This is a genomic window from Lentzea albidocapillata subsp. violacea, from assembly GCF_900100275.1.
Lineage (GTDB): Bacteria > Actinomycetota > Actinomycetes > Mycobacteriales > Pseudonocardiaceae > Lentzea > Lentzea violacea.
Genome location: NZ_FNET01000001.1, coordinates 168609 through 192563 on the forward strand (window position 1 = coordinate 168609; position 23955 = coordinate 192563).

Below are 23955 nucleotides of genomic sequence, written 5' to 3' on the forward strand. Positions count from 1 at the left end.
GGGTTCAGCGGACGGCGGTGCTGCCGCGATCGGTGAGCAGCGGCTGGAGGAGACGCACCTCCGGCGCGAGTTCGCGGCCCAGGCGGGCCATCACCATCTCGACGGCGATAGCGCCCAGTTCCTCCGCGGGAACGGCGATCGAGGTGAGCGGGACGGGCAGGGTCGCGGCGACGTCGTCGGGACACAGCGTGATCACCGACAGGTCGCCGGGGACGTCGAGCGACCGGCGCCGCAGTTCGAGCAGCAACGGGCCGAGGACCGCCTCGTTGTGCACCACCAGTCCGGTGGTGCCCCGGTCCGGGTGCAGCACGTCGTCCAGGCACCCGGACACCGCGTCGTAGCCGGCCGCGCACGAGTGGACCGAGGTGAGCACACCGCGTTTGGCGGTCTCGCCCTGGAACCCGGCCAGCAGCCGCGCGGCGAAGCTCGTGCCGCGTTCGTAGACCGGGGGAGGCGAGCCGATCAGCGCGATCGAACGGTGGCCGCGATCCGCCAGGTGGCCCGCCAGCTGCCTCCCGGCGGCGGTGAAGTCGAGGTCGAGGCAGCTCAGGCCCTCGTGGTCGTCCGGCACGCCGAGCAGGACCACCGGCGCGTCGACGGCACGCAGTTCCGGCACGCGCGGATCCGCGCTCTCGACGTCCATCACGACGATCGCGTCCGCCATGGACCGCGCGATGACGCGGTGGGCCTCGCCGGGGCCCGCCTCCTTGGTCAGCAGCAGCACGTCGTAGTCGTGGTCACGGGCGCGTGCCACGATCGACGACACGAACCGCATGATGATCGGCAGGTTCTGGTCGGAGTGCAGCGGCACGACCAGGCCGACCACGCGCGACCGGTTCGAGGCGAGCGCCCGCGCGCCGGCGTTCGGGTGGTAACCGAGGGCCACGATGCTCTGCTCGACGCGGCGCTTGGTCTCCTCGGAGATGCTGCGCTTGCCGCTCAGCACGTACGAGACCGTGCTCATCGAGACGCCGGCGTGGTGGGCGACCTCCTTGATCGTGATCATGCCCGCCCTTCGCGCCGGTTCGTCGCGAGCATCGTAGTGCGGTGGTCGAACAGCTGTCGAACGCCCGCGCGAATTTGGTCGAACTCGTCGAACAGCCGGAGTGTGCTTGACGTGCGGGTTTCGCCTGTGTCACATTCTGAAACCACGTTCGAAGCGCTTCGATTCAATTCTGCTCAGGCGCTGCGGGACCGGAGGTGTCGGCGTGGTCACCATTGTGGACGTGGCGAAGCACGCGGGTGTCGCGCCCAGCACGGTCTCCTACGTGCTGACCGGCAAACGCCCGGTTTCGGCCGAAACCCGAATGCGGGTGGGGGAAAGCATTCGGCAGCTCGGCTACCAGCCGCACGCGGGAGCGCGGGCCCTGGCGGGCAGCCGGACGAACGTGCTGGCCCTCGTCCTGCCGCTGCGGGAGGGCGTGCACCTGCCGGTGGTGATGCGGTTCGCCTCCTCGGTCGTCACCACCGCCCGCGAGCACGACATGGACGTGCTGCTGGTGACCGCGGACGAGGGCGCCGCCGGCCTGCGACGAGTGGCCGGCACCGCCAGGGTGGACGGGTTCCTCGTGATGGACGTGGGGCTGGACGACGAGCGGGTGCCGGTGCTGCGCGATCTCGGCCGCCCGGCCGTCCTGCTCGGGCATCCCACCGTGGCGAACGGCCTGACCTGCGTCGATCTGGACTTCGAGGCGGCGGGCGCGCGGTGCGTCGACCACCTCGTCGAGCTCGGGCACCGCACCATCGGCTTCCTCGGGGCGCCGGGAGCGGTCTACGCGCGCAACACCGGCTTCGCGCAGCGCACCCTCGCGGGGTTCAGCAGCGCGGCCATGCGGCGTGGTGTCGCCTCGACCGCCCTGCCCGCCGAACGGCAGCGTGAGGCCGTGCGCGCCGTGGTCGGGACGCTGCTCAGGGAACTGACGCGGATGACCGCGCTGGTCGTGCACAACGAGGCGGCGCTGGGCTGGGTCGTGGAATCCCTGCGGGCCGAGGGGCGCCGCGTGCCGGAGGACGTCACCGTGGTCGCGATCTGCCCGGACGAACTGGCCGAACAGCTGCGGCTCACCTCGGTGCAGCTGCCCGCCGACGTGCTGGGACGGCGCGCGGTCGAGCTGCTGATGGCCAAGTTGAACGGGCAACGGCCTCCCGCGCTCACGTTGCTGCCGCCGAAACTGTTCAGCCGGACGGGTCAGGCCGGTCCCAGACTCGTGGTGGCGCCCCCGCCCCGGCAGGTCGGCTGAGCCGCGAATCGGATTCGGGTGCGCACTGCATTCCCGTCGAATTTTTTCGCTCAGGTGTGTTCGATGATTTCGATGTTAGGTTCAATTCGACGAACCGCTTCGGCTTCTTGGGCGGTGCGAATTCCGTTCAATGGTGTGCGGAAGGAAAACAAAGATGAAAATCGTGCGTGCACTTGTTGTCGTGATGGCCGCCGTCCTGACCGTCCCGCTGGCGGCCGGCTCCGCGTCCGCCGCGGCCTGGAGTTCCTCGGACAGGTGGGGAACGTGGTCGAACGGCGGCTACACGGTGCGCAACAACATCTGGGGCAGCGGGTACGGGCCGCAGACGGTCTGGGCCAACTCCTACAGCAACTGGGGCGTCTGGGCGAACCACCCCAACACCGGTGGCATCAAGTCCTACCCGCACTCGGAACGGCAGGTGAACCGGCGGCTCAGCTCTCTCGGGAGCCTGTCGAGCAGCTTCAACGTCTCCTATCCGAGGTCCGGCGCCTACACGACCGCCTACGACATCTGGGCCGACAACCACGCCTACGAGATCATGCTGTGGATGAACAAGGTCGGCCCCGTCGGCCCGATCGGGGCGCGCCAGACGACGGTGTCGGTGGGCGGCCACACCTGGGACGTCCACCGCGGCTCGAACGGCTCGAACCAGGTGTTCTCGTTCGTCCGCACGTCCAACACCGGGTCCGGCACGGTCAACATCAAGGCGGTGATGGACTGGATCCGCAACCGCGGCTGGTTCGGTGACGTCACGGTCGGCACCGTCCAGTTCGGCTACGAGATCACCTCGTCCAGCGGCGGTCTCAACTTCAACACCAACAGTTACTCCGTCTCCTTCCGCTGACGCCGGGATCACGGAGCCAGCGCCCGGTCGCGCAGCCACTCCAGCTGCGTGACCGGGTTGGACCCGTATCCGCCACCGTGGTCGGCGAACGGCCACACGGTCATGGTCCGGTCCTCGCCCGCGTAGTGGTTGAAGGCGGCGTACACAGTGGACGGTGGGCAGATCGGGTCCATCAGCCCGACGCTGAACAACGCCGGAGCCGTCGCCCGCTGCGCGAAGTGCACACCGTCGAAGTAGGACAGCGTGGTGAAGGCCGGCTCCACCCCGTGCCTGCTGTGCCAGCGCAGGTACTCCGCGATCTCCACGTACGGGCCCTCACCGCACAGCTCGGCCCCCCGCCGGAAGTGGCACAGGAACGGCACGTCCGGCAGTGCGGCCGCGACGCGGTCCCGCGCCAGCCCGGCGACGGCGATCGTCAGCCCTCCGCCCTGGCTGCCACCCGCGACGACCACCCGTTCCGGGTCCACGCCAGGCAGGTGCCCGACCGCGTCCACGGCGCGGACGCAGTCGGTGATGAGCCGGCGGTAGTAGTAGTCGTCCGGAGAGTCGATGCCACGGGTCATGAAGCCCTTGGCCCACTGGGTGCCGCCTGCCGTGCGGTCCGGGGTGTCGTGGCCCTGGCCGCGGCTGTCGACCACGAGCTGGGCGTATCCGGCGGCGGACCACAGCAGGTGGTCGGTGGGCAGGCCGCGACCGCCGCTGTAGCCGATGTACGTGATGACGACGGGCAGTGGGCCGGCGCTGCCGCGCGGGCGCAGCAGCCAGGCGGCCACCGGCTCGCCGCCGAAACCGGGGAAGCGGACGTCGGCGACCTCGACGGTGCGCAGCAGGTGCCGGTCGGTGACGTCGGCGGCCTCCACCACGCCACCGGCCGACCGCGCCTCGGCGAGGGTCCGTTCCCAGAACTCGTCGAAGTCCGGCGGTGCCTGCGTTTCCGGGCGGTAGACGACGAGTTCGTCGAGCGGGGCGTCCGTCAGCGGCATCGAGGCTCCTTCAGGCGGGTCTGGTGGATCTCATTCTGCGGACATGCGGAAGGACGTGAGCCGGAAGGAGCCGTGCAGAACCACCCGCAGGTCGTGGACCCCGGTCACCGGTGAGGGCAGTGCCGCCGAGATGGTCGTCCACTCGTAACGGCCTCCGGTGGTCGGCACCGGAAGTTCCGCCAGCACTCCCTCGTCCGTCCTGAACTCCAATCGTGCCAAGGAGTTCTCCGAAGAGACCTCCGCCTCGACGCGGACCGCACCCGACAGATCGGTCCGCCCGAACCACAGCGTGGCCGGCCGGTCGGCGTCGGCGGGGGTGACCGCGTCACCGGTCACGCGCGTCGCGTCGACGAGGCTCACGTTGTCGTAGTCGTCGAAGTCGGCGGCGATCACATGGCGGCCGGCGCGAGGTGAGGGCGCCGGTCCCGCCACCGTGAGCGGGGCGGTGAGCACGACGTCCCCGGCCGAACGGGCGACGAGAACCTCGTAGGCGCCTGGATCCACCGTGAAGGCACCGGTCGCGACGTCCCAGTGGACGAGCCGGTCCATGGGCAGCCGGAAGGACAGGACCGTGCTCTCGCCGGGATCCAGCGTGACCTTGCGGAAGTCGGCGAGCCGCAGCAGTGGGGCCTCGTACCGGGCTTGCAGCGCGCGGACGTAGAGCTGGACGACGTCGCTGCCGGTCCTCGTGCCGGTGTTGGCCAGCGTCACCGAGAGGTCGATGGCGCTGCCCGGGGTGGCGGTGTTCGACGACAGGATCAGGTCGCGGTGGGCGAAGCCGGTGTAGGACAGGCCGTGGCCGAAGGGGTACAGCGGCGTGGCCCGGTGGTACTGGTAGGTCCAGCCCGCCTTGATGACGTCGTAGTCGAGCGGGTGCGGCAGCGCGTCGTCGCCGCGGTACCAGGTCTGCGGCAGGCGCCCGCCGGGATCGGCCTCGCCGAGCAGGACGGCGGCCAGAGCCCTGCCCGTCTCCTGCCCGCCGTGCGACGTCCACACCACCGCGGGCAGGTGTTCGTCCGCCCAGTCCAGGGCATAGGGGTAGCTGCTCATCACGACCAGCGCCGTCTCCGGCCGGACTTCCGCGACCGCGCGCAGCAGCGTGTCCTGGGCTGCCGGGAGCGCGATTCCGGCGCGGTCCTCGGTCTCCCGGCCGTGGATCAGCGGGTGGTTGCCGAGGACGACCACGGCGACGTCTGCCGACAGTGCTGCGGTCAGCGCTGCCGCGGTGCCGTCCCGCAGGACCTCGCGCTCCCAGCGTTCGGCGGCGTCGGCGGTCTCCGCGGTGACGGTCACCCGGCCGTCGACGGGATCGACGACGGCGTACCGGCCCGTGAGCACGTTCTGCAGCAGCACCGAGTCCTCGACGGGCACGAGGCGGAACGTCTCGCGCACCTCCCAGCTCTTGATCCGCTCCTGGTCGGCGGCGAGCGAGGTGTCCTGGAGGCTCAGGTAGCGCCCGGACTCCACCGAGCGCAACGTCAGCACGCCGTCGCCCCAGTCGACGACGTCGAACGCCGTCTTGCCCAGCAGTTCACCGCTCGTGTGCGAGCGCAGCGCGATCCGGTCCGAGCCGTCCGCGACGACCACCTCGCCGCCTTCGCCCAGGACGGACCGGAGTCCACTCGCGACAGTGACCTCGTACGGAAGTGTGCCGCTGTACCAGTCCTCGCACACCATGTCGGCGAGCGGGCCGATCACCGCGATCCGCGACGCCTTGCCCGCGTCCAGCGGTAGCAGGCCTTCGTTGCGCAGCAGCACGACGGACTCCGTCGCCGACCGCAACGCCAGGGCGCGGTGTTCGGTGCAGCCGACGACCTCGGGGCCGATGGTGGCGTACGGGTCGAGATCGGGGTCGAACTCGCCCAGGCGGAAGCGGAGCTCCAGCTGCCGGCGCACGGCGCGGTCCACGTCCTCCTCGTCGATCAGGCCACGCTCCAGCGCCTCGCGGAGCCTGCCGATCGGGACGGCGCTGTCCTGCCCGTGATCGGTGAAGCTGTCGATGCCCGCCTTGAGCGCGGCGGCGTGGGACTCGGCGTGGTCGTCGAAGTAGTGCTCCGGGTCCACCAGGTTGGATGGCGCCTCCGCGTCGCTGACCACGAAGAGCTCGCGCCCGGTCGGCTCGGCCCAGCGGCGCAGTTCCGTCTCGATGAGCGGCGTGACGTGGCACGGGCGGCCGTTGACGAGGTTGTAGCCGGCCATGGCACCGGTGGCGGCGCCCGAGGCGACCACGGGACGGAACGCCGCGAGGTCGTACTCCTGCAGCACGCGCGGGCGCAGACCGGAGGAGGTGACGCAGCGGTCGTCCTCGTTGTTGTAGGCCAGGAAGTGCTTGAGCACGGGGGCCGTGCGCAGGAACCGGTGGTGGTCGCCCGTGAGGCCGAGGCAGAACGCCGTGCCGATCCGCGCGGTGTGCACCGGGTCCTCGGAGTAGCCCTCCTCGTTGCGGCCCCAGCGCGGGTCACGCAGCAGGTTCAGCACCGGAGCCCACGCCTGCAGGCTGTTCCGGCCCGTGCCGACGGCGGCCGGGCGGTGGTAGTGGAACGCCCTCAGCTCGACCGAGGTGGCCTCGGCGACGCGGCGCACCAGTTCCTCGTCCCAGGTCGCGCCGAGCCCGACCGCCTGGGGGAACACCGTGGCGGGACCCAGCCACGCGACGCCGTGCAGTGCCTCCGATCCGGTGCGGAACGCGTCCACACCGAGCCGGGGCACGGCCGGTGAGTACTGGTGCAGCATCGCGATCCGCTCGTCGAGCGTGAGTCGCCCGAGCAGGTCGTCGACGCGCTTGCGCATGGACAGCGCGGGGTCGCGAAAAGGCAGCCGATCGACGGCGGGCACGGACTCGGAAACCACGTGGTGACCCCTCAGCTCAGAGCTAGCGTTGAAGCGTTTCGACGGTGTCACGCTGTGGTTTCTGCTGTCAACGGTCTTGTTTCAAGCGACCTGCGTCACTAACCTCCCCGACATCTGTTTAAGCGCTTCGACACTTCAACGATGAAGGATCGGTTCCGCCATGGGCAACGAGTTGAACCGCAGAAGCTTCCTGAACGTCGCCGTCTCGGCGGCCGGGCTCGTCGCGATGGGACCACTGCTGTCCGCCTGCGGGAGTGGCCCGGCGCAGCGGGCCGGAGTCGGTTCGGAAGCCGCCCTCAAGGCCGTGTTACCGGCGTACGTGCCGAACACGGCGATCAAACCGGACATCGCCTCCATCGCGGGCGGTCCCGACGTGATGACGAACCCGGGCTTCCTCAGCTACCCGGCGAACCGGGTCGCCACGGTGTCCGGCATCCCGGGCAAGGGCGGCACGTACTCGGCGGTCACGCCGCTGTGGGGAACCATCCCGCCCGCCGACAACGCGTTCTACACGGCCATGAACAAGGCTCTGGGCGTCCAGCTGCAGATGAAGCCGGCGGACGGCAACAACTACAACACCATCATCCCGACGATGACCGCCTCGAAGCGGCTGCCGGACTGGATCCAGCTGCCGACCTGGTGGAACTCCCAGATGAACGTCGGCGGGCTGGTGGGGAACCAGCTCGCGGATCTGACGCCCTACCTGTCCGGCGACAACATCAAGAAGTACTCCAACCTCGCGGCCATCCCGACCGCCGCGTGGCGCGCCGGCGCGTGGGGCGAGAAGCTGTACGGGATCCCTTCCTTCGCCACCGGCTTCCAGATCGCGGGCACTCTCTACTACCGCCGTGACATCCTCGAAGCCAAGGGCATCACCGCCGACCAGGTGAAGTCGGCCGACGACCTGATGAACCTCGGCAAGGAGCTGACCGACGCCAAGAACGGCGTCTGGGCCTTCGACGACGTCTACCGGTACCTCTACACCTCCTTCGGCGCACCGCTGAAGTGGCGGGTGGACAACGGGAAGCTGGTCCACCTGTACGAGACCGAGGAGTTCTACGCGGCGCTCGACTGGAACAACCGGCTCGCCACCGCCGGGTACGTGCACCCCGACGCGCTGGCCGGCGACAACGCCAACGGCAACACCCGGTTCTTCGGCGGGAAGACACTGATCTCGAGTGGTGGCACGGGGACGTGGAACCTCGCCGACCACCAGTCCGGCCAGGCCGCCAACCCGAACTACCGGCGCGGGGCCCTGAACATCATCGCCGCCGACGGCAAGAGCGCACTGCGGGTCGACATGGGCCCAGGCGCCAACATCATGAGCTACCTCAACATCAACCTGAAGCCCGAACAGATCGAGGAATGCCTGGCCATCGCGAACTACCTCGCCGCGCCGTACGGCTCGGCCGAGTTCACGATGGTCAACTTCGGGGTCGAGGGCACCCACTTCACCGTGGTCGACGGCGTGCCGACGGCCACCGAGGCCGGCAAGAAGGAGGTCCAGGCGCAGACCTTCCCGTTCCTGGCCGCACCGGCCGCCGCGACCAACAGCCCCGGCGTGCCGGCCGTCACCAAGGACTACCTCGCCTGGCAGGCCGCCAACGTGAAGGCGCTGGCCAAGCCGGTCTTCTGGAGCATGAACATCAGCATGCCCCAGGCGCAGGCCACGGCGGACGCCGGACAGCAGGTCGAGGACGCGATGAAGGACTGCATCCACGGCAAGAAGTCGGTGGCCGAGGTCAGGGAGGCCGTCGCGAGCTGGAAGACCAGTGGTGGCGGCGACAAGCTGATCCAGTGGACGAACGACAACGTCCTGCAGAAGCACGGCACCGGGCAGTGACCACGGCGACCCCGACGCGGCCGGACCGCGGAACGCGACCGGCGCGGCAGAACTGGCGGGTGAGGTTGCGCCGCGACCGGTCGCTGATCCTGATGACGCTGCCCGCCGTCGTCCTGCTGCTGGTCTTCAACTACGTCCCGCTGTTCGGGCTCGTCACCGCGTTCCAGGAGTACGACCCGCTGGCCGGGATCTGGTACAGCACGTGGGCGGGTCTCGACCAGTTCCAGCGGCTGTTCGGTGACGCGCTGTTCTGGAACGCGGTGCGGAACACGCTGTACCTGAGCTTCGTCCAGCTCATCCTGTTCTTCCCGGTGCCGATCGCGCTGGCCCTGTTGCTCAACTCCGTGCTGTCCCAACGGGTGCGCAACTTCATCCAGTCGGTCGTGTACCTGCCGCACTTCTTCTCGTGGGTGCTGGCCATCACGATCTTCCAGCAGATGCTCGGCGGCGCGGGCGCGCTCAACCACTTCCTGCGCAACAACGACATCGGTACCTGGGACGTCATGACGAACCCGGACACCTTCGCGTTGCTGGTCTCCGCCCAGGTGATCTGGAAGGAGGCGGGCTGGGGGATCATCGTCTTCCTGGCCGCGCTCGCCGCCATCAACACCGACCTCTACGAGGCGGCGGCGGCGGACGGTGCCGGGCGGTGGCGGCGGCTGTGGCACATCACGCTGCCCGGCCTGCGCGGCGTCATCGTGCTGATGCTGGTGCTGCGCCTGGGCAACGCGCTGACCGTCGGCTTCGAGCAGTTCCTGATCCAGCGCGACGCCGTGGGCTACGACACGGCCGACGTGCTGGACACCTTCTCGTTCTACTACGGCATCGCGACCGGCGACTACAGCTACGGCGCGGCGGCAGGGTTGTTCAAGAGCGTGATCTCGCTGTTGCTCATCTGGGGTGCGAACAAGCTGGCGCACGCCTTCGGCGAAGACGGGTTGTACCGGAGGTGACCGACATGCTCACGATCGAACGCACGCTCGAGGCCGCGGAAACTCCTGCACCGCAAGCGGTGCGCAAGAAGAAGCGGAACACGAGGCCGGCGTGGGAGGAACCGCCGACCATCGCCGGCGAGACCGCCAAGGGCATCACCCTCGGCGTGGTGCTGCTGGTGATGCTGGTGCCGTTGTGGATCATCGTGGTGACCAGCCTGTCCACCCAGGGGGCGGTCAACCGCGCCGGTGGGCTCGTGATCTGGCCGGACGGACTGACCTTGGAGGCCTACCGGGTCATGCTGGGCGACACCACGGTGCGCACCGCGCTGCTGGTGAGTCTCGGCATCACCGCCGTCGGCACCCTCGTGTCGATGGCTGTCTCGGTCATGTGCGCCTACGGCCTGTCCCGTTCGCGTTCGTTCGCGCACCGCTTCCTGCTGACCCTGCTGATCCTCACCATGTTCGTCAACGGCGGCCTGATCCCCACCTTCCTGGTCGTCACCGGCCTGGGCGGCTACGGCCAGTGGTGGTCACTGATCCTGCCGAGCGCCATCTCCGTCTTCAACATCCTGATCCTGCGGTCGTTCTACTCCAGCACCTCGGCCGACCTGATCGAGGCCGCGCGCATCGACGGCGCGGGGGACTGGCGGATCCTGTGGTCCATCGTGCTGCCGACCTCGCGCGCGGTGACCGCCGTGATGGCGCTGTTCTACGGCGTCGGCTACTGGAACTCCTTCTTCAACGTCATGTTGTACATGCCGACGGACAGTGAGAAGTGGCCGCTGCAGTACGTGCTTTACACGTACGTCAACCGCGGCAACGGCATGCCGGGCTCGGTGAACGCGGGCTTCGGCACGGCGCTCTCCCAGACGGCGCCGCTGTCGTTGCAGATGGCCGTGGTGGTGCTGACGCTCGTGCCGTTGCTCATCGTTTACCCGTTCGTGCAGAAGCACTTCCGCACGGGCGTCCTGACCGGCGCGATCAAGGGCTGAACATCCATGGTGACCATTGCCGACGTGGCCAGGCACGCGGGCGTGTCGTCCAGCACGGTCAGCTACGTGCTCAGCGGCAAGCGTGCGATCTCCGAGGAGACCCGCCGCCGGGTGCGGAGTTCCGTGCGGGAGCTCGGGTACCACCCCAACGCCGGTGCGCGGGCGCTGGCCGCGCGGCGGTCGCACATCATCGCGTTGATGGTGCCGTTGCGCACCGACGTCTACGTCCCGGTCATGATGGAGATCGCGATCTCGGTGACCACGGCGGCCCGTCAGCACGGGTACGACGTCCTGCTGATCACCAACGACGAGGGGCCTGGCGGCGTCCGCAGGATCGCCGCCAGCGGCCTGGCGGACGGCCTGATCCTGATGGACGTCGAGCTGGACGACGAGCGCATCCCGGTGCTGCGCGCGCAGGGCACCCAGGCCACGCTCATCGGGCTGGCCGACGACGCGCGCGGACTGTCCTGTGTGGACCACGACTTCGTCGCGGCCGGCGCGTTGTGCGCGGACCACCTCGCCGATCTCGGCCACCGTGAGATCGCGTTCATCGGGTACGGCTCCGGGGTCTACCACCGGCACGCCGGGTACGCCGAACGTACGCTCGCCGGATTCCGCGACAGGGCGGGGCAGCGCGGTCTGCGCTTCCTGCACCGGACCTGCGAGGGCACCTACGAGAGCACCGCGGGCACGCTCGCGCGCGTTCTCGCGGACCGTCCCGGCACGACCGGGTTCGTGGTGCAGAACGAGGGCGCGATCGGCCCGTTGCTCACCCTGTTGCGCACCAGCGGGCGGACGGTCCCCGAGGACGTCTCGGTGATCGCGTTGTGCCAGGACCAGCTCGCCGAGCAGTTCGCGCCGAGGCTCACGGCGGTGACCGGGTCCGCGCAGGAGCTCGGCCGGGTCGCCGTTGAGCAGATCGTGGGCAGGCTCGCCACGTCGAGCGACGGCGGCCGTCCGGACGATGACCGGGCGCTGCTCACCCCGACGCTGACCGTGCGCGAGAGCACGGGATCCGCGCCACTGCTTCCCTGACCTTCTCCGCACTCATCCAGGAACGTGAGGAGCTTCCGCATGCCCCAGTACTTCCGAGACCTCGGCACCGCGCTCGAATGGCGGGCCAGGGGCGAGACGCTCCGAGTCGAGGCGTGGGGCTCCGACGGGGTCCGCGTGCGCGCCACTCCCGCCGGTCCGCTGCTCGACGACCTCCCCGGCGCGTTGCTCGGCACGCCACCGGACGGCGGCGCGGTGGAGATCAAGATCTCCGAGCACCACGCCACCCTCGTCCACGGTGCGCTCACCGTGCGGATCGACGCCGGCACCGAAGGCGCCCTGACCCCGGAACTGGGGGCGACCGCGGGCACGCTGACGTTCACCAGGACCGAGGACGGCACCGAACTGCTCGCGGAGGAACCGGCGCACTTCTGGTGGCCGGGGCCGCGGCTTGCCACCGCGACGGGCAACGGCCACCACCGGCTGGAGCAGCGTTTCCGCGCATACCTTGGGGAACGGCTCTACGGCCTCGGCCAGCACACCCACGGCATGCTCGACCAGAAGGGCGCGGTCATCGACCTCGTCCAGCGCAACGCCGAGGTCACCATCCCGTTGCTGGTCTCCGACCGCGGCTACGGCCTGCTGTGGAACTCACCCGCCATCGGACGGGTGGAGCTCGCGGAGACCGGCACCCGCTGGGTGTCCGACAGCGCCCGCCAGATCGACTACTGGATCACCGCGGGCAAGCCTGCCGACGTGCTGCGGCGCTACGCGGACGTGACGGGGCACTCGCCCGGCCTGCCCGAGTGGGCCTCCGGTTTCTGGCAGTGCAAGCTGCGCTACCGCACCCAGGAGGAACTGCTGGAGGTCGCCCGCGAGTACCGGCGGCGCGGCCTGCCGTTGTCCGTGATCGTGTGCGACTTCTTCCACTGGACGCACCTCGGCGAGTGGGAGTTCGACCCCGCCGAGTGGCCGGACCCGGCGGCGATGGTCCGCGAGCTGGACGAGATGGGCGTCAAGCTGATGGTCTCGGTCTGGCCCTCGGTCAGCCCGGCCAGCGAGAACTACCACCCCATGCTGAACCAGGGCCTGTTCGTCGGCACCGAGTTCGGGCCGATGGCGCACGCGGACTGGCCGGACAAGGGCCTCGGCGCCTACTCCGCCCAGGTCGCGTTCTACGACGCCACGAACCCCGAGGCGCGCGAGTACGTCTGGGACCGGATCCGGCGCGGCTACCACGACCTCGGCATCACGGTGTTCTGGCTGGACGCCGGCGAACCCGAGCTCAAACCCGGTCACCAGTACAACCTGCGCTACCACGCCGGTCCCGGTCTGGAGGTCGGCAACCTCTACCCGCGCGAGAACGCCCGCACCGTCCACGACGGACTGCGCGCGGCGGGGGAGACCGAGATCATCTCGCTCAACCGCTCCTCGTGGGCGGGCGCGCAACGGTACGGCGCCGCGCTGTGGTCCGGTGACATCGGCACGGACTTCGCCACACTGCGCACCCAGATCAAGGCCGGGCTGAACGTGATGATGTCCGGCATTCCCTGGTGGACAACGGACATCGGCGGCTTCCACGGCGGTGATCCGGACGATCCCGCCTACCGCGAGGTCCTCGTGCGCTGGTTCCAGTACGGCACCTTCTGCCCGTTGTTCCGCCTGCACGGCTTCCGCGGCGACGAGCAGGTGCTGGAGCCCGCGATGACCGGCCTGGCCAACGAGGTCTGGTCCTACGGCGACGAGGCGTACGAGATCCTCGCGGGGCACCTGCGGCTGCGCGAACGTCTGCGCCCGTACGTGATGGAGCAGATGCGCACGGCCTCCGAGACCGGCGTGCCACCGATGCGGCCGGTGTTCCTGGAGTTCCCGGACGACCCGGCGGCGTGGCAGGTCGAGGACGCCTTCCTGCTCGGCCCCGACCTGCTCGTGGCTCCGATCACCGAGGCAGGCGCCCGCGAACGCGACGTCCACCTGCCCGCCGGTGCGCGGTGGACCGACGCGTGGACCGGCGAGGAACACGACGGCGGCCGGACGGTCACCGTCGCGGCCCCGCTCGACCGCATCCCGCTGTTCCTGCGCGACGGTACCCGGCTGCCCGTGCGGGAGGAGGCGTGATCGCGGATCGGCTGGGCGGCTTGGCGTTCGGCGGCGACTACAACCCCGAGCAGTGGGACGAGCCGGTGTGGAAGGAGGACGACGAGCTGATGCGCGAGGCCAGGGTCAACCTGGCCACGGTCGGCGTCTTCTCCTGGGCCCTGCTCGAGCCGGAGGAAGGCCGTTACGACTTCGCGTGGCTCGACGCGCACCTGGACCGCCTGCACGCCAACGGGATCGCGGTCGACCTGGCCACACCGACCGCCTCCCCGCCGCCGTGGTTCACGCTGGCCCACCCGGACGCCATGCCGGTCACCCGCGACGGCACCAGGCTGGTGCACGGCAGCCGTGACACCTACTGCCTCAGCGCCCCGGCCTACCGCACGGCGGCCCGGCGCATCGCCTCCGCACTCGCGGAACGCTACGGCGACCACCCGGCGGTCGCGATGTGGCACGTGCACAACGAGTACGTGACGTTGTGCTGGTGCGAACACACCGCCGCCGCGTTCCGGGTCTGGCTGCGCGCCCGGCACGGTTCGCTCGACGCGCTCAACGAGGCGTGGGGGACGGCGTTCTGGAGCCAGCGGTACGGCAGCTGGGAACAGGTCCTGCCGCCGCGCGCCACCCAGTGGCACCGCAACCCCGGCCTCACGCTGGACTTCAGCCGGTTCTTCTCCGACGAGGTGGTCGCCGCCTACTCCGAGCAGCGGGACGCCATCCGCGCGCACAGCGACCGGCCCGTGACGACGAACATGATGCAGCCCGGCTACCAGAACGTGGACCTGTGGGCGCTGAGCCGTGAGGTCGACCTGGTCGCGATCGACCACTACCCGGACCGGCCGGGCCTCGACGCGGCGGCCGACGTGGCGTTCGCCGCGGACCGGGCCCGCTCGTTCGGCGGCGGCAGGCCGTGGCTGTTGATGGAACAGGGCACCAGCACGGTCTACGAGCAGGGCCGGACGCTGGCCAAGGAACCTGGCGAGATCCTGCGGCACTCGCTCGGCCACATCGCCCGCGGCTCGGACGGGGCGCTGTTCTTCCAGTGGCGCCAGTCGAAGGCGGGCGCCGAGCAGTGGCACTCGGCGATGGTCCCGCACGCCGGTCCGGACAGCCGTGTCTTCACCGAGGTGAAGGCGACAGGCGAGGCCGTGTCCCGGCTCGGAGACCTCGCGGGCTCGACCGTGACCGCCGACGTGGCCGTGCTGCACGACTCCGACGCCTGGTGGGCGTTGAACTCGGACGGCCTGCCCTCGTCCGAACTGGGCTACCACTCCGCGCTGCGCAACGCGCACCGGGCGTTGTGGGACAACGGGGTCGTCACCGACTTCGCGCACCCGGAAGCGGACCTGAGCCGGTACCGGCTCGTTGTCGCCCCGGCGCTGTACCTGCTCTCCGACGCGGGCGCGGAGAACCTGCGCCGTTACGTCGTCGACGGTGGAACGTTGCTGGTCCAGTACTTCAGCGGAGTCGTCGACAGCCGCGGGCACGCCCGTCTCGGCGGCTACCCGGCCGCCCCGCTGCGTGAGGTGCTGGGCATCCGGGTCGAGGAGTACCGGCCGCTGCGGCACGAGGAACGGATCGTCCTCTCCGACTCCTCGCACGGCACGGTCTGGAGCGAGTCGGTGCGGGCGCAAGGCGCGGAAGTCATCGCCGCCTACACCCACGGCGCGCTCGCCGGTTCTCCCGCGCTGACCCGGAACCACTGTGGCACAGGCGATGCCTGGTACCTGTCCACCCAGCTCGACGACGCGGACTACACGGCACTGATGTCCAGGCTGCTGGACGCCGCCGGTGTCGGCCCGGTCCGGCCGCCCGGGATTGAAGTCGTTGTCCGCCAAGGCGAGGACGGCCGCTGCTGGCAGTTCGTGCTCAACCACCTTGCCGAACCCGTGCCCCTGCCTGAGGCCCACGACGTGCTGACCGGCGGACCGGTGCGGGAGCTCCCACCCGGTGGGTGCGCTGTGCTGACGGGAGGTCCGCTGTGAACCCCGTGATTCCGGGGATGCACCCCGACCCGAGCGTGTGCCGGGTGGGGGAGGACTACTACCTGGTGTGCTCCAGCTTCGAGTACTTCCCCGGTATCCCGGTCTTCCACAGCCGGGACCTGCGGAGCTGGACCCAGATCGGCAACGCCCTGGAGCGCCCGAGTCAACTGCGCCTGACCGCCGAAACACCGTCGTCGGCGGGGATCTACGCGCCGACGCTGCGCCACCACGACGGCCGGTTCTGGCTGATAGTCACGAGTGTGAGCCACGGCGGTGGCAACATGGTGTTCACCGCCACGGATCCGGCCGGACCGTGGTCCGATCCGGTCCCGCTGCCCGGAGTCGCCGGCATCGACCCGGACCTGGCCTGGGACGACGACGGCAACTGCTGGTGCACGGTCGCCGGGGTGCAGCAGTACCGCGTCGACCCGGCCACCGGCGAGACGTTCGGTGAGCCGCGACGGCTGTGGTCCGGCACCCCCGGCGCCAAGGCACCGGAAGCGCCGCACCTGTACCGGATCGGCGACCACTGGTACCTGCTGATCGCCGAGGGCGGCACCGAACGCGGCCACGGCGTCTCGATCGCCCGTGCCACGTCGCCGAACGGCCCGTTCGAGCCGTGCCCGGCCAACCCGATTCTGAGCCACCGCAGCACTGACGAGCGCGTCCAGAACACCGGTCACGCGGACCTGGTGCAGGCACCGGACGGCGCGTGGTGGATGGTGCTGCTCGGCGTGCGGCCCGGCGGCGGCACCCCCGGCTGGCACGTGCTCGGCAGGGAGACCTTCCTGGCACCGGTGACCTGGATCGATGGCTGGCCGGTGGTCGGCGAGCTGACGTCCGGCGAGCCCGGTTCCCCCGCGCCGGAACGGGACGACTTCGACCTCACCGAACTCCGGCCGTCCTGGATCTCCCTGCGTGACCGCTCCGAGCAGCACTGCACGACGAAGGAACGCCCTGGCTGGCTCACGCTGCGCGCCCGCGGGTCCGGAATGGACGATCCCGCCGTCGTGTTCGCCGGGCGGCGCCAGCAACACCTGTCCTGCCTCGCCCGCACGCTGCTCGACCCGGCGGAGGGTCGCGGTGGTCTGGCGGTCCGGCTGGACGAGGAACACCACTACGAGATCGAGGCCGCGTACGGAGGGGTGCGGGTTCTCGCCCGCATCGGGCCGGTGGCCACCGTGGTCGCGTCCCGGCCGGTGCCGGAGGGACCGATTGTGTTGGTGGTGCGGGTGGATGAGGCCCGAACGCTGCAGGACGCGCGTTCCGGGCCCGACACCCTGTCGTTCGGCGTGGAGGAGCCCGACGGCACCTTCACCGCGCTCGCCATGCTCGACGGCAAGTACCTCTCGACCGAGGTGGCCGGCGGGTTCACCGGCCGCGTCATCGGTCTGTACGCCGCGGCGGGGACCGTCCACTTCGACTGGTTCGAGTACCAGCAGCTCAACTGAGAGCGAGGGTTCATGAACGGATCACGCAGGGCAGTGCTCGGCGCGGTGGTCGCCCTGGTGGCCACCTTCGTGCCGGTGACGGCGTCCGCGGCCGCCGAGACCGGGTGCGAGATCACCTACTCCACCACGAGCCAGTGGCAGGGCGGCTTCGTCGCCGACGTCGCCGTGACCAACCGCGGCGCGGCTCTCGACGGCTGGGAGCTGAGCTGGGAGTGGCCGTCCGGCCAGCAGGCGGGCCACGGCTGGAACGCGAAGATCGTCGAGTCCGACCACCAGGTCACCGCCGAGGACGCCGGGTACAACGCCAGGATCGCGACCGGTGCGACGGTGAAGTTCGGCTTCTACGGCACCTGGGCGGAGGCCAACACGGCGCCGTTGTCGTTCTCGCTCAACGGAGTCACCTGTGTCCACGGCGGCCCGCGCCTCAGCGCGATGCAGCACACCGCGGCGATGCAGCCGGGATGGAACCTCGGGAACACGCTCGACTCGACCGGCAGCGACGAGACGTCGTGGGGCAACCCGCGCATCACGGAAGCCTTGCTGGACAACGTGAAGGCACAGGGCTTCAAGAGCGTGCGCCTGCCCGTCACGTGGAGCGCCCACCTGGGTTCCGACGACGTGATCGAGCCGGCGTACCTGGCCCGTGTCAAGGAGGTCGTGCGCTGGGCGTTGGCGCGCGACCTGTACGTGATGGTCAACATCCACCACGACTCGTGGCAGTGGATGCTGAACATGCCGGCGGAGCACGACCGCGTGCTCACCCGGTTCAACTCGATCTGGACGCAGCTGGTGGGCGCCTTCGCGGAGTTCGGGCCCAAGCTGACGTTCGAGAGCTGGAACGAGCCGCAGTTCACCGGCAGCACCGGCAAGCCGCAGGAGATCGAGCTCAACCGCGAGCTGAACGCGTCGTTCCACGACATCGTGCGCCGGTCGGGCGGCAACAATGCCACCCGACTCCTGGTCCTGCCGACCCTGCACACCTCGTCCGAGCAGACGTACGTCGACGCGCTGGGCGAGCAGATCCGCGCGCTCGCCGACCCCAACCTGATCGCGACCGTGCACTACTACGGCTACTGGCCGTTCAGCGTGAACGTGGCCGGTGGCACGCGCTTCGACGCGACCGTGCAGAAGGACGTCACCGACTCGTTCGACCGCGTGCACGACAGCTTCGTCGCGCGCGGCGTCCCGGTGATCATCGGTGAGTACGGCCTGCTCGGCTTCGACCGGCACACCGGCACCATCGAGCAGGGCGAGAAGCTCAAGTTCTTCGAGTACCTCGGCCACTACGCCCGCGCCAAGCGGCTCACCACCATGTTGTGGGACAACGGTCAGCACCTCAACCGCACTTCTGGGCAGTGGAACGACCCCGAGCTCTACGCGCAGATCAGGTCGAGCTGGACGACCCGCTCCGGCACGGCCTACACCGACCAGATTTTCAACGAGAAGTCGAGCCCTATCACCGACAGGACCATCGCGCTCAACCTCAACGGCACGAAGTTCGCCGACCTCTGCCACGGCTCCACGAAGCTGACGCGCGGCCGTGACTACACGATCTCGGGCGACCAGCTGACCCTGACCGCGCCGGCGCTGACGAGGCTGAGCGGGTCCCGGGGCTACGGCACGAACGCGGTGCTGACGGCCCGTTTCTCCCAGGGCGTGCCGTGGCGGCTCTACGTCATCACCTACGACACCCCGGTGCTCTCCAACGCCTCCGGGACGACGGAGAAGTTCGAGGTCCCCACAGCGTTCCGCGGTGACCAACTCGCCACCATGGAGGCCAAGTACGACGACGGCACCAACGCGGGACCGCACGACTGGACGTCCTTCAAGGAGTACGACCGGGCCTTCCGCCCGAACTACACCGACGGGCACACCACTCTGACGCCGGACTTCTTCGCCGCTGTCAGGGAGAACGCGCGGGTGACGCTGACGTTCCACTACTGGAGCGGCGTCAAGGTCACCTACTTCGTCGTCAAGTCGGGCAGCTCGGTGACGGGCACGACCGCCTGACCCGTCGGGGCGTCGAACGGGATCGCTCTCCCGTTCGACGCCGTTCGACACTACCGTTGGTCTGCAACGAGGTTCGCGCAGCAATCCACAGTGGACTCTAGGAGCACAGGTGTACCGGTTCAAACCGGCGGCGGCCGCCGTCCTCACCGCCGCACTGACCGCGGCGGTCACGCTCGGCAGCGTTCCGCAGGCCGGAGCCGCCGCGGGCTGCCGAGTCTCCTACGAGGTCACCCACGAATGGCAGGGCGGCTTCAGCGCGGACGTGAACGTCACGAATCTCGGCGACCCGGTCACCGGCTGGCGGCTGACGTGGTCGTTCGGCGCCGGGCAGACGGTCACCCAGCTCTGGAACGGGACCGTGCGCCAGTCCGGCGCGGACGTGACGGTCGGCAATGCTGGGTACAACGGTTCCCTCGGAACCGGGGCGAGCACCGGCCTGGGGTTCACCGGCACCAAGAGCGGCGCGAACCCCGTCCCCGCCGGCTTCGCGCTCAACGGCACGGCGTGCACGGGGACGACGCCGGACCCGCTGACCCAGGCGCATACGGCGGGCCGGGTCACCGCGTCCGGTCAGTACACCTGGCCGGGGATCTACTTCGAGGGCCGCTTCCGGGGCACCGGTGTCGGGATCGTCCTCAACGACTCGGTGAACGACTACGACGTGCAGATCGACGGCGCCACCGTCGCGACGCTGGTGACGCCGGGCAGGACGACGCACTGGGTCCGCGACCTGAGCAACACCGACCACCGCGTGCGACTGGTCAAGCGGACCGAGAGCACCTGGGCGGCGGGGGAGTTCGGCGGCTTCGTGGCCGCGAACGGCGGGTCGATCCTCGCCAAGCCCGCCGCACGGTCCCGGCAGATCGAGTTCATCGGCGACTCGCTGACCGCGGGCTACGGCAACCTCTCGACCACCCGTGACTGCTCCGCGAACGGCGGCGTCGCCCGCAACACCAACACCGACATCAGCTTCGGAGCTCTCGCCGCGCAGGCGCTGAACGCCGACTACCAGGTCAACGCGTTCTCCGGGCTGGGCATGGTGCGCAACTACAACGGTCACACGCCCGGAACCAGCTACCGCACCTACTACGACCGCGCGTTGCTGCACGTCGACGGCGACGTGTGGCGCAACCCCGGCACGTGGCGGCCGCAGCTGGTCGTGGTCGGCCTGGGCACCAACGACTTCTCCACCGCGCTCAACCCCGGTGAGCAGTGGCCCACCCAGGAAAGCCTGGTCACCGCGTACAAGTCCGCGTACCAGGGCTTCCTCGACAAGCTGCGCACCCGGTACGGCCGGGCCACGACGATCGTCGTGAGCGTCCCCGAGGCGTCCGGCGCGTTCGCCGACGCGGTCCGCCAGGTCGTGCAGGACCGCAACGGCCAAGGAGACAGCCGGGTCCGCCACTGGAACTACAGCGATCCGGCGCTGGACCGCCTCGGGTGCGACTGGCACTTCTCCGCGCGCGACCACCGGCTGATCGCGGGGAAGCTCGGCGACTACCTCGCCGCGCTTCCCCTGGCCTGGTGACGCCTACTTCGGGTCGAGCACGAACACCGGGATCTGCCGGTCGGTCTTCTCCTGGTACTCGGCGTAGCTGGGGTAGGCCGCGACAGCGCGTTCCCACCACTCGGCCCGCTCGGCGCCGTCGACCTCACGGGCGACGTAGTCCTTCACCGCGGTGCCGTCCTGCAGGACGATCTCCGGGTGGGCTTTGATGTTGAAATACCAGGTGGGGTGCTCGGGCGCGCCGCCCTTGGAGGCGACGACCGCGTAGCTGCCGTCGTGCTCCACGCGCATGACCGGGGTGTAACGCAGGGCACCGCTCTTCGCGCCGCGCACAGTCAGCAGCACGATCGGTTTGCCGAGGACCTTGATGCCCTCGGTCGTCCCGGTCTCGAGGATCTTCTTCGTCTGCTCCTGGACCCACTCGGTCGGGCTGAGCTTCACATCTGCCATGTCCAGGATCAACGACGTCCGCGCCGGTCTCATTCCCCGGCGCGGGCGAACTGCACGTTCGTGGCCTGGACCGCGTCCGGCCTGACCGGCAGGGCGTTCACCACCAGGCGTTCGCCGTGGATGTCGGTGACGGCGATGGCCCCGCCGCAGCCGGCGCCGTTCTCGGAGAGGAAGTAGTTGTACTCGAATCGTTTCAGCTGCCGCCACTGCCCGCCCGCCTTGACCTCCAGCCGGGCCACGGGGTTGCGGTGGTCGAGCACCTGGATCCCGCACCAGTACTGGCTGGAACCGGTCTTGTAGCGGATCGCGATGGTCTTGGCCGTCTCCGGGCTGACCAGGGTCCAGCTGACCGGGATCTCGCCCTTCACGGGTGGTGCCAGCAGTGCGAACGCCTCCGCGCTGAGGTCCAGCTGCCCTGGACGGCACGGCGCGGGGCAGAGGTTCGTGATCCGCACCGTGATGCTCTTCCCGCCGGCCTGAACCAGGACGTGCGCGCCGCACGCGGCCGAGCCCTCGTAGTCCGCCTCGTTCATCGCGGCGGTCAGCGGGTCGGGGCCCGGATCGTACGAGCACGCGCCGCCACCGTCGGAGTCGTAGAACGTCGCGACTCCCTGGCGGGGCTCGCCCGGCTTGATCTTCCCGGCCAGGGGAGCGCCCGTCCGAGTGGTGGTCGTCGCCGGACTTGGGGCCGACGTGGTCGTGGTGGTTGTGGGCGCGGCGCTGGGGCCGGCCACGGGGGTGCCCGCGACGCCCTGAGGATCACGCAGCACGACCACGCCGACGGCCGCCACCAGCAACGCGAGCAGGACGAACAGCAGTGGGCGGGTGCGTCTCACCGCCGAACCATAGTCCGCTGCACGGCGATGAACACCAGCAGCAGCACACCGATCACGATCTTCGTCCACCACGAGCTGAGCGTGCCCTGGAACGAGATCAGCGTCTGGATCGTGCCGAGCACCAGCACACCGGCCAGCCCGCCGAGCACGTACCCGACACCGCCCGCCAGCAGCGTCCCGCCGATCACGACGGCCGCGATGGCGTCCAGTTCCATGCCGACGGCGTGCAGGCCGTAGCCGGACAGCATGTAGAGGCTGAACAGCAGACCGGCCAGCGACGAGCACAGGCCGCTGATGACGTAGACGCCCACCTTCACGCGGGTGGTCGGCAGGCCCATCAGCAGCGCGGACGACTCGTTGCCGCCGACGGCGTAGACCGTGCGGCCGAAGCGGGTGCGGTGCAGCACGTACATCGCCGCGGCGACGACCAGCAGTGCGATCACCACGTTGTAGGTGATGGTCACGCCGCCGGGCAGTTCGATCGCGGTGGTGGCGACGTCGCGGAACGTCCTGTCCTTGATGGACACCGATTCCACGCTGATCAGGAAGCACAGGCCGCGCGCGAGGAACATGCCGGCGAGCGTGACGATGAACGGCTGGATGTCGAACTTGTGGATCACCAGGCCCATCAGCAGACCGAGCGTGGAGCCGGTGAGCAGCACCGCGAGGATCACCAGCGGCACGGGCCACCCGGCCTGCAGACCCGAGGCCGTGACCATTGTGGACAGTGCGACGACCGAACCGACGGACAGGTCGATGCCGCCGCTCAGGATCACGAACGTCATGCCGGCGGCGAGCACGATCAGGAAGGCGTTGTCGATGAACAGGTTCGCGATCACCTGACCGGACGCGAACCCGTCGTAGCGCACCGAGCCGAAGCCGAACGCCAGGACGAACAGCACGACGGTCGCGAGCACCGGCAGGAACCGCGAGGGCACCCGTTGGGTGAGAGTGGTCATGATGGGACGGCCACCTTCCGGAAGCTCAGTGCGGCGCGGGCCTTCGGTGCCTGGACCAGGCACACGGCGATGACGACGATCGCCTTGAAGACCAGCGTCACCTCCGGGGCGACGCCGATCGTGTAGACGGTGGTGGTGAGGGTCTGGATGATCAGCGCGCCGATCAGCGTGCCGGTGAGCGAGTAGCGCCCGCCGGCGAGAGACGTGCCGCCGATGACGACGGCGAGGATCGCGTCCATCTCGATCCACAGCCCGGCGTTGTTGGCGTCGGCCGCGCTGACGTTGGAACTGATCATCAGCCCGGCGATGCCCGCGCACACCGCGGCGAACACGTAGACGGTCCAGATGATCGTGCGGGACCGCACCCCGGCCAGCCGCGACGCCTCGGGGTTGACGCCGACCGCCTCGATCAGCATGCCGAGCGCGGTCCGCCGGGTCGCGAACGCCACCAGCCCCAGCACCAGCAGGGCGATCAGGATCGAGACCGGCAGCACCACGAACCCGGCGCCGACCTGCCGGTAGGCGGTGTTGTTGACCGTGACGATCTGCCCCTCGGTCACGAGCATCGCGACGCCACGTCCCGCGGTCATCAGCACCAGCGTCGCGATGATCGGCTGGATGCCGAGCCCCGCCACCAGGAACCCGTTCCACAGGCCCAGCACCGCGCAGAGCACCAGCGCGAGCGCCATGCCGGCGAACGCGGTGGCGGCGCTGCCCGACGTTCCGATGTGGACACACGTCACGGCCCCGGCGATCGCGGCCACCGCGCCGACGGAGAGGTCGATGCCGCGGGTGGCGATCACCAGCGTCATGCCGAGGGCGATCAGCAGGGTCGGCGCGCCGTTCTTCAGCACGTCGACCAGGCCGCCGTAGAGGTGGCCGTCCTGCATGCGCAACGCGAAGAAGGACGGCGTCACGGCGAGGTTGAGCAGCAGCAGCGCGACCAGCGCCAGCAGCGGCCACAGCAACCGGTTCTTCAT

Annotated in this window: 18 protein-coding genes; 11 read left to right on the forward strand and 7 right to left on the reverse strand. The window is 69.7% G+C overall.

Annotated elements, in window-relative coordinates; translation table 11 throughout:
- Positions 1 to 4: 4 nt before the first annotated feature.
- On the reverse strand, positions 5 to 1006 hold the full coding sequence (locus BLR21_RS00650; RefSeq protein ID WP_090003677.1) for a LacI family DNA-binding transcriptional regulator: 1002 nt from the start codon (positions 1004 to 1006) through the stop codon (positions 5 to 7).
- Between the two features lie 202 nt (positions 1007 to 1208).
- Between BLR21_RS00650 and BLR21_RS00655 the strand changes: the two genes are divergently transcribed.
- Together BLR21_RS00655 and BLR21_RS00660 are read left to right on the forward strand one after the other, a co-directional pair.
- On the forward strand, positions 1209 to 2240 hold the full coding sequence (locus BLR21_RS00655; RefSeq protein ID WP_090003678.1) for a LacI family DNA-binding transcriptional regulator: 1032 nt from the start codon (positions 1209 to 1211) through the stop codon (positions 2238 to 2240).
- 154 nt (positions 2241 to 2394) lie between these two features.
- Positions 2395 to 3084: a GH12 family glycosyl hydrolase domain-containing protein gene (locus BLR21_RS00660; protein WP_090003679.1), complete on the forward strand. Its 690-nt coding sequence runs from the start codon at positions 2395 to 2397 to the stop codon at positions 3082 to 3084.
- A gap of 8 nt (positions 3085 to 3092) precedes the next feature.
- On the opposite strand, the gene BLR21_RS00665 is transcribed toward BLR21_RS00660, so the two are convergent.
- Both BLR21_RS00665 and BLR21_RS00670 read right to left on the reverse strand, forming a co-directional pair.
- Positions 3093 to 4067, reverse strand: a complete 975-nt coding sequence (locus BLR21_RS00665; protein WP_090003680.1) for an acetylxylan esterase — start codon at positions 4065 to 4067, stop codon at positions 3093 to 3095.
- Between the two features lie 30 nt (positions 4068 to 4097).
- Positions 4098 to 6917 (reverse strand): glycoside hydrolase family 3 protein, encoded by a 2820-nt coding sequence (locus tag BLR21_RS00670; RefSeq protein WP_218130695.1) that lies wholly within the window; start codon positions 6915 to 6917, stop codon positions 4098 to 4100.
- Between the two features lie 160 nt (positions 6918 to 7077).
- Here BLR21_RS00670 and BLR21_RS00675 point away from each other — a divergent pair, with 160 nt between their 5' ends.
- From BLR21_RS00675 to BLR21_RS00715, 9 genes are all read left to right on the forward strand, one after another.
- Complete coding sequence (locus tag BLR21_RS00675; RefSeq protein ID WP_090003681.1) at positions 7078 to 8760, forward strand: type 2 periplasmic-binding domain-containing protein; 1683 nt, start codon at positions 7078 to 7080, stop codon at positions 8758 to 8760.
- The gene (locus tag BLR21_RS00680) at positions 8757 to 9713 is read left to right on the forward strand and encodes an ABC transporter permease (RefSeq protein WP_256334353.1); all 957 of its coding nucleotides are present in this window, start codon (positions 8757 to 8759) and stop codon (positions 9711 to 9713) included. Before BLR21_RS00675 ends, BLR21_RS00680 begins: the two co-directional genes overlap by 4 nt.
- Positions 9714 to 9718: 5 nt before the next feature.
- A complete protein-coding gene (locus tag BLR21_RS00685) occupies positions 9719 to 10687 on the forward strand; it encodes a carbohydrate ABC transporter permease (protein ID WP_090004407.1) in 969 nt (322 codons plus the stop codon).
- A 6-nt stretch (positions 10688 to 10693) separates the two neighbouring features.
- Entirely contained in the window at positions 10694 to 11722 is a 1029-nt protein-coding gene (locus tag BLR21_RS00690) for a LacI family DNA-binding transcriptional regulator (RefSeq protein WP_090003682.1), read from the forward strand.
- A gap of 39 nt (positions 11723 to 11761) precedes the next feature.
- Positions 11762 to 13798 (forward strand): glycoside hydrolase family 31 protein, encoded by a 2037-nt coding sequence (locus BLR21_RS00695; RefSeq protein WP_090003683.1) that lies wholly within the window; start codon positions 11762 to 11764, stop codon positions 13796 to 13798.
- Complete coding sequence (locus BLR21_RS00700; RefSeq protein ID WP_218130696.1) at positions 13795 to 15762, forward strand: beta-galactosidase; 1968 nt, start codon at positions 13795 to 13797, stop codon at positions 15760 to 15762. Before BLR21_RS00695 ends, BLR21_RS00700 begins: the two co-directional genes overlap by 4 nt.
- A complete protein-coding gene (locus BLR21_RS00705) occupies positions 15759 to 17213 on the forward strand; it encodes a glycoside hydrolase family 43 protein (RefSeq protein ID WP_256334354.1) in 1455 nt (484 codons plus the stop codon). The genes BLR21_RS00700 and BLR21_RS00705 overlap by 4 nt, the downstream gene beginning before the upstream one ends.
- Before the next feature lie 12 nt (positions 17214 to 17225).
- Complete coding sequence (locus tag BLR21_RS00710; protein WP_090003684.1) at positions 17226 to 19223, forward strand: cellulase family glycosylhydrolase; 1998 nt, start codon at positions 17226 to 17228, stop codon at positions 19221 to 19223.
- Between the two features lie 109 nt (positions 19224 to 19332).
- Positions 19333 to 20751 (forward strand): cellulose binding domain-containing protein, encoded by a 1419-nt coding sequence (locus tag BLR21_RS00715; protein WP_090003685.1) that lies wholly within the window; start codon positions 19333 to 19335, stop codon positions 20749 to 20751.
- Between the two features lie 3 nt (positions 20752 to 20754).
- Here the strand turns inward: BLR21_RS00715 and BLR21_RS00720 are convergent, their stop codons facing one another.
- From BLR21_RS00720 to BLR21_RS00735, 4 genes are read right to left on the reverse strand one after another with little or no spacing between them, the layout of a single operon-like run.
- Positions 20755 to 21180 carry a nitroreductase family deazaflavin-dependent oxidoreductase gene (locus tag BLR21_RS00720; RefSeq protein ID WP_090004410.1) on the reverse strand — a complete coding sequence of 142 codons (426 nt, stop codon included), beginning with the start codon at positions 21178 to 21180 and terminating at the stop codon, positions 20755 to 20757.
- 29 nt (positions 21181 to 21209) lie between these two features.
- Complete coding sequence (locus BLR21_RS00725) at positions 21210 to 22016, reverse strand: expansin EXLX1 family cellulose-binding protein (RefSeq protein WP_256334355.1); 807 nt, start codon at positions 22014 to 22016, stop codon at positions 21210 to 21212.
- Positions 22013 to 22975, reverse strand: a complete 963-nt coding sequence (yjfF, locus tag BLR21_RS00730; protein WP_090003686.1) for a galactofuranose ABC transporter, permease protein YjfF — start codon at positions 22973 to 22975, stop codon at positions 22013 to 22015. Before yjfF ends, BLR21_RS00725 begins: the two co-directional genes overlap by 4 nt.
- Complete coding sequence (locus BLR21_RS00735; RefSeq protein WP_090003687.1) at positions 22972 to 23955, reverse strand: ABC transporter permease; 984 nt, start codon at positions 23953 to 23955, stop codon at positions 22972 to 22974. The genes yjfF and BLR21_RS00735 overlap by 4 nt, the downstream gene beginning before the upstream one ends.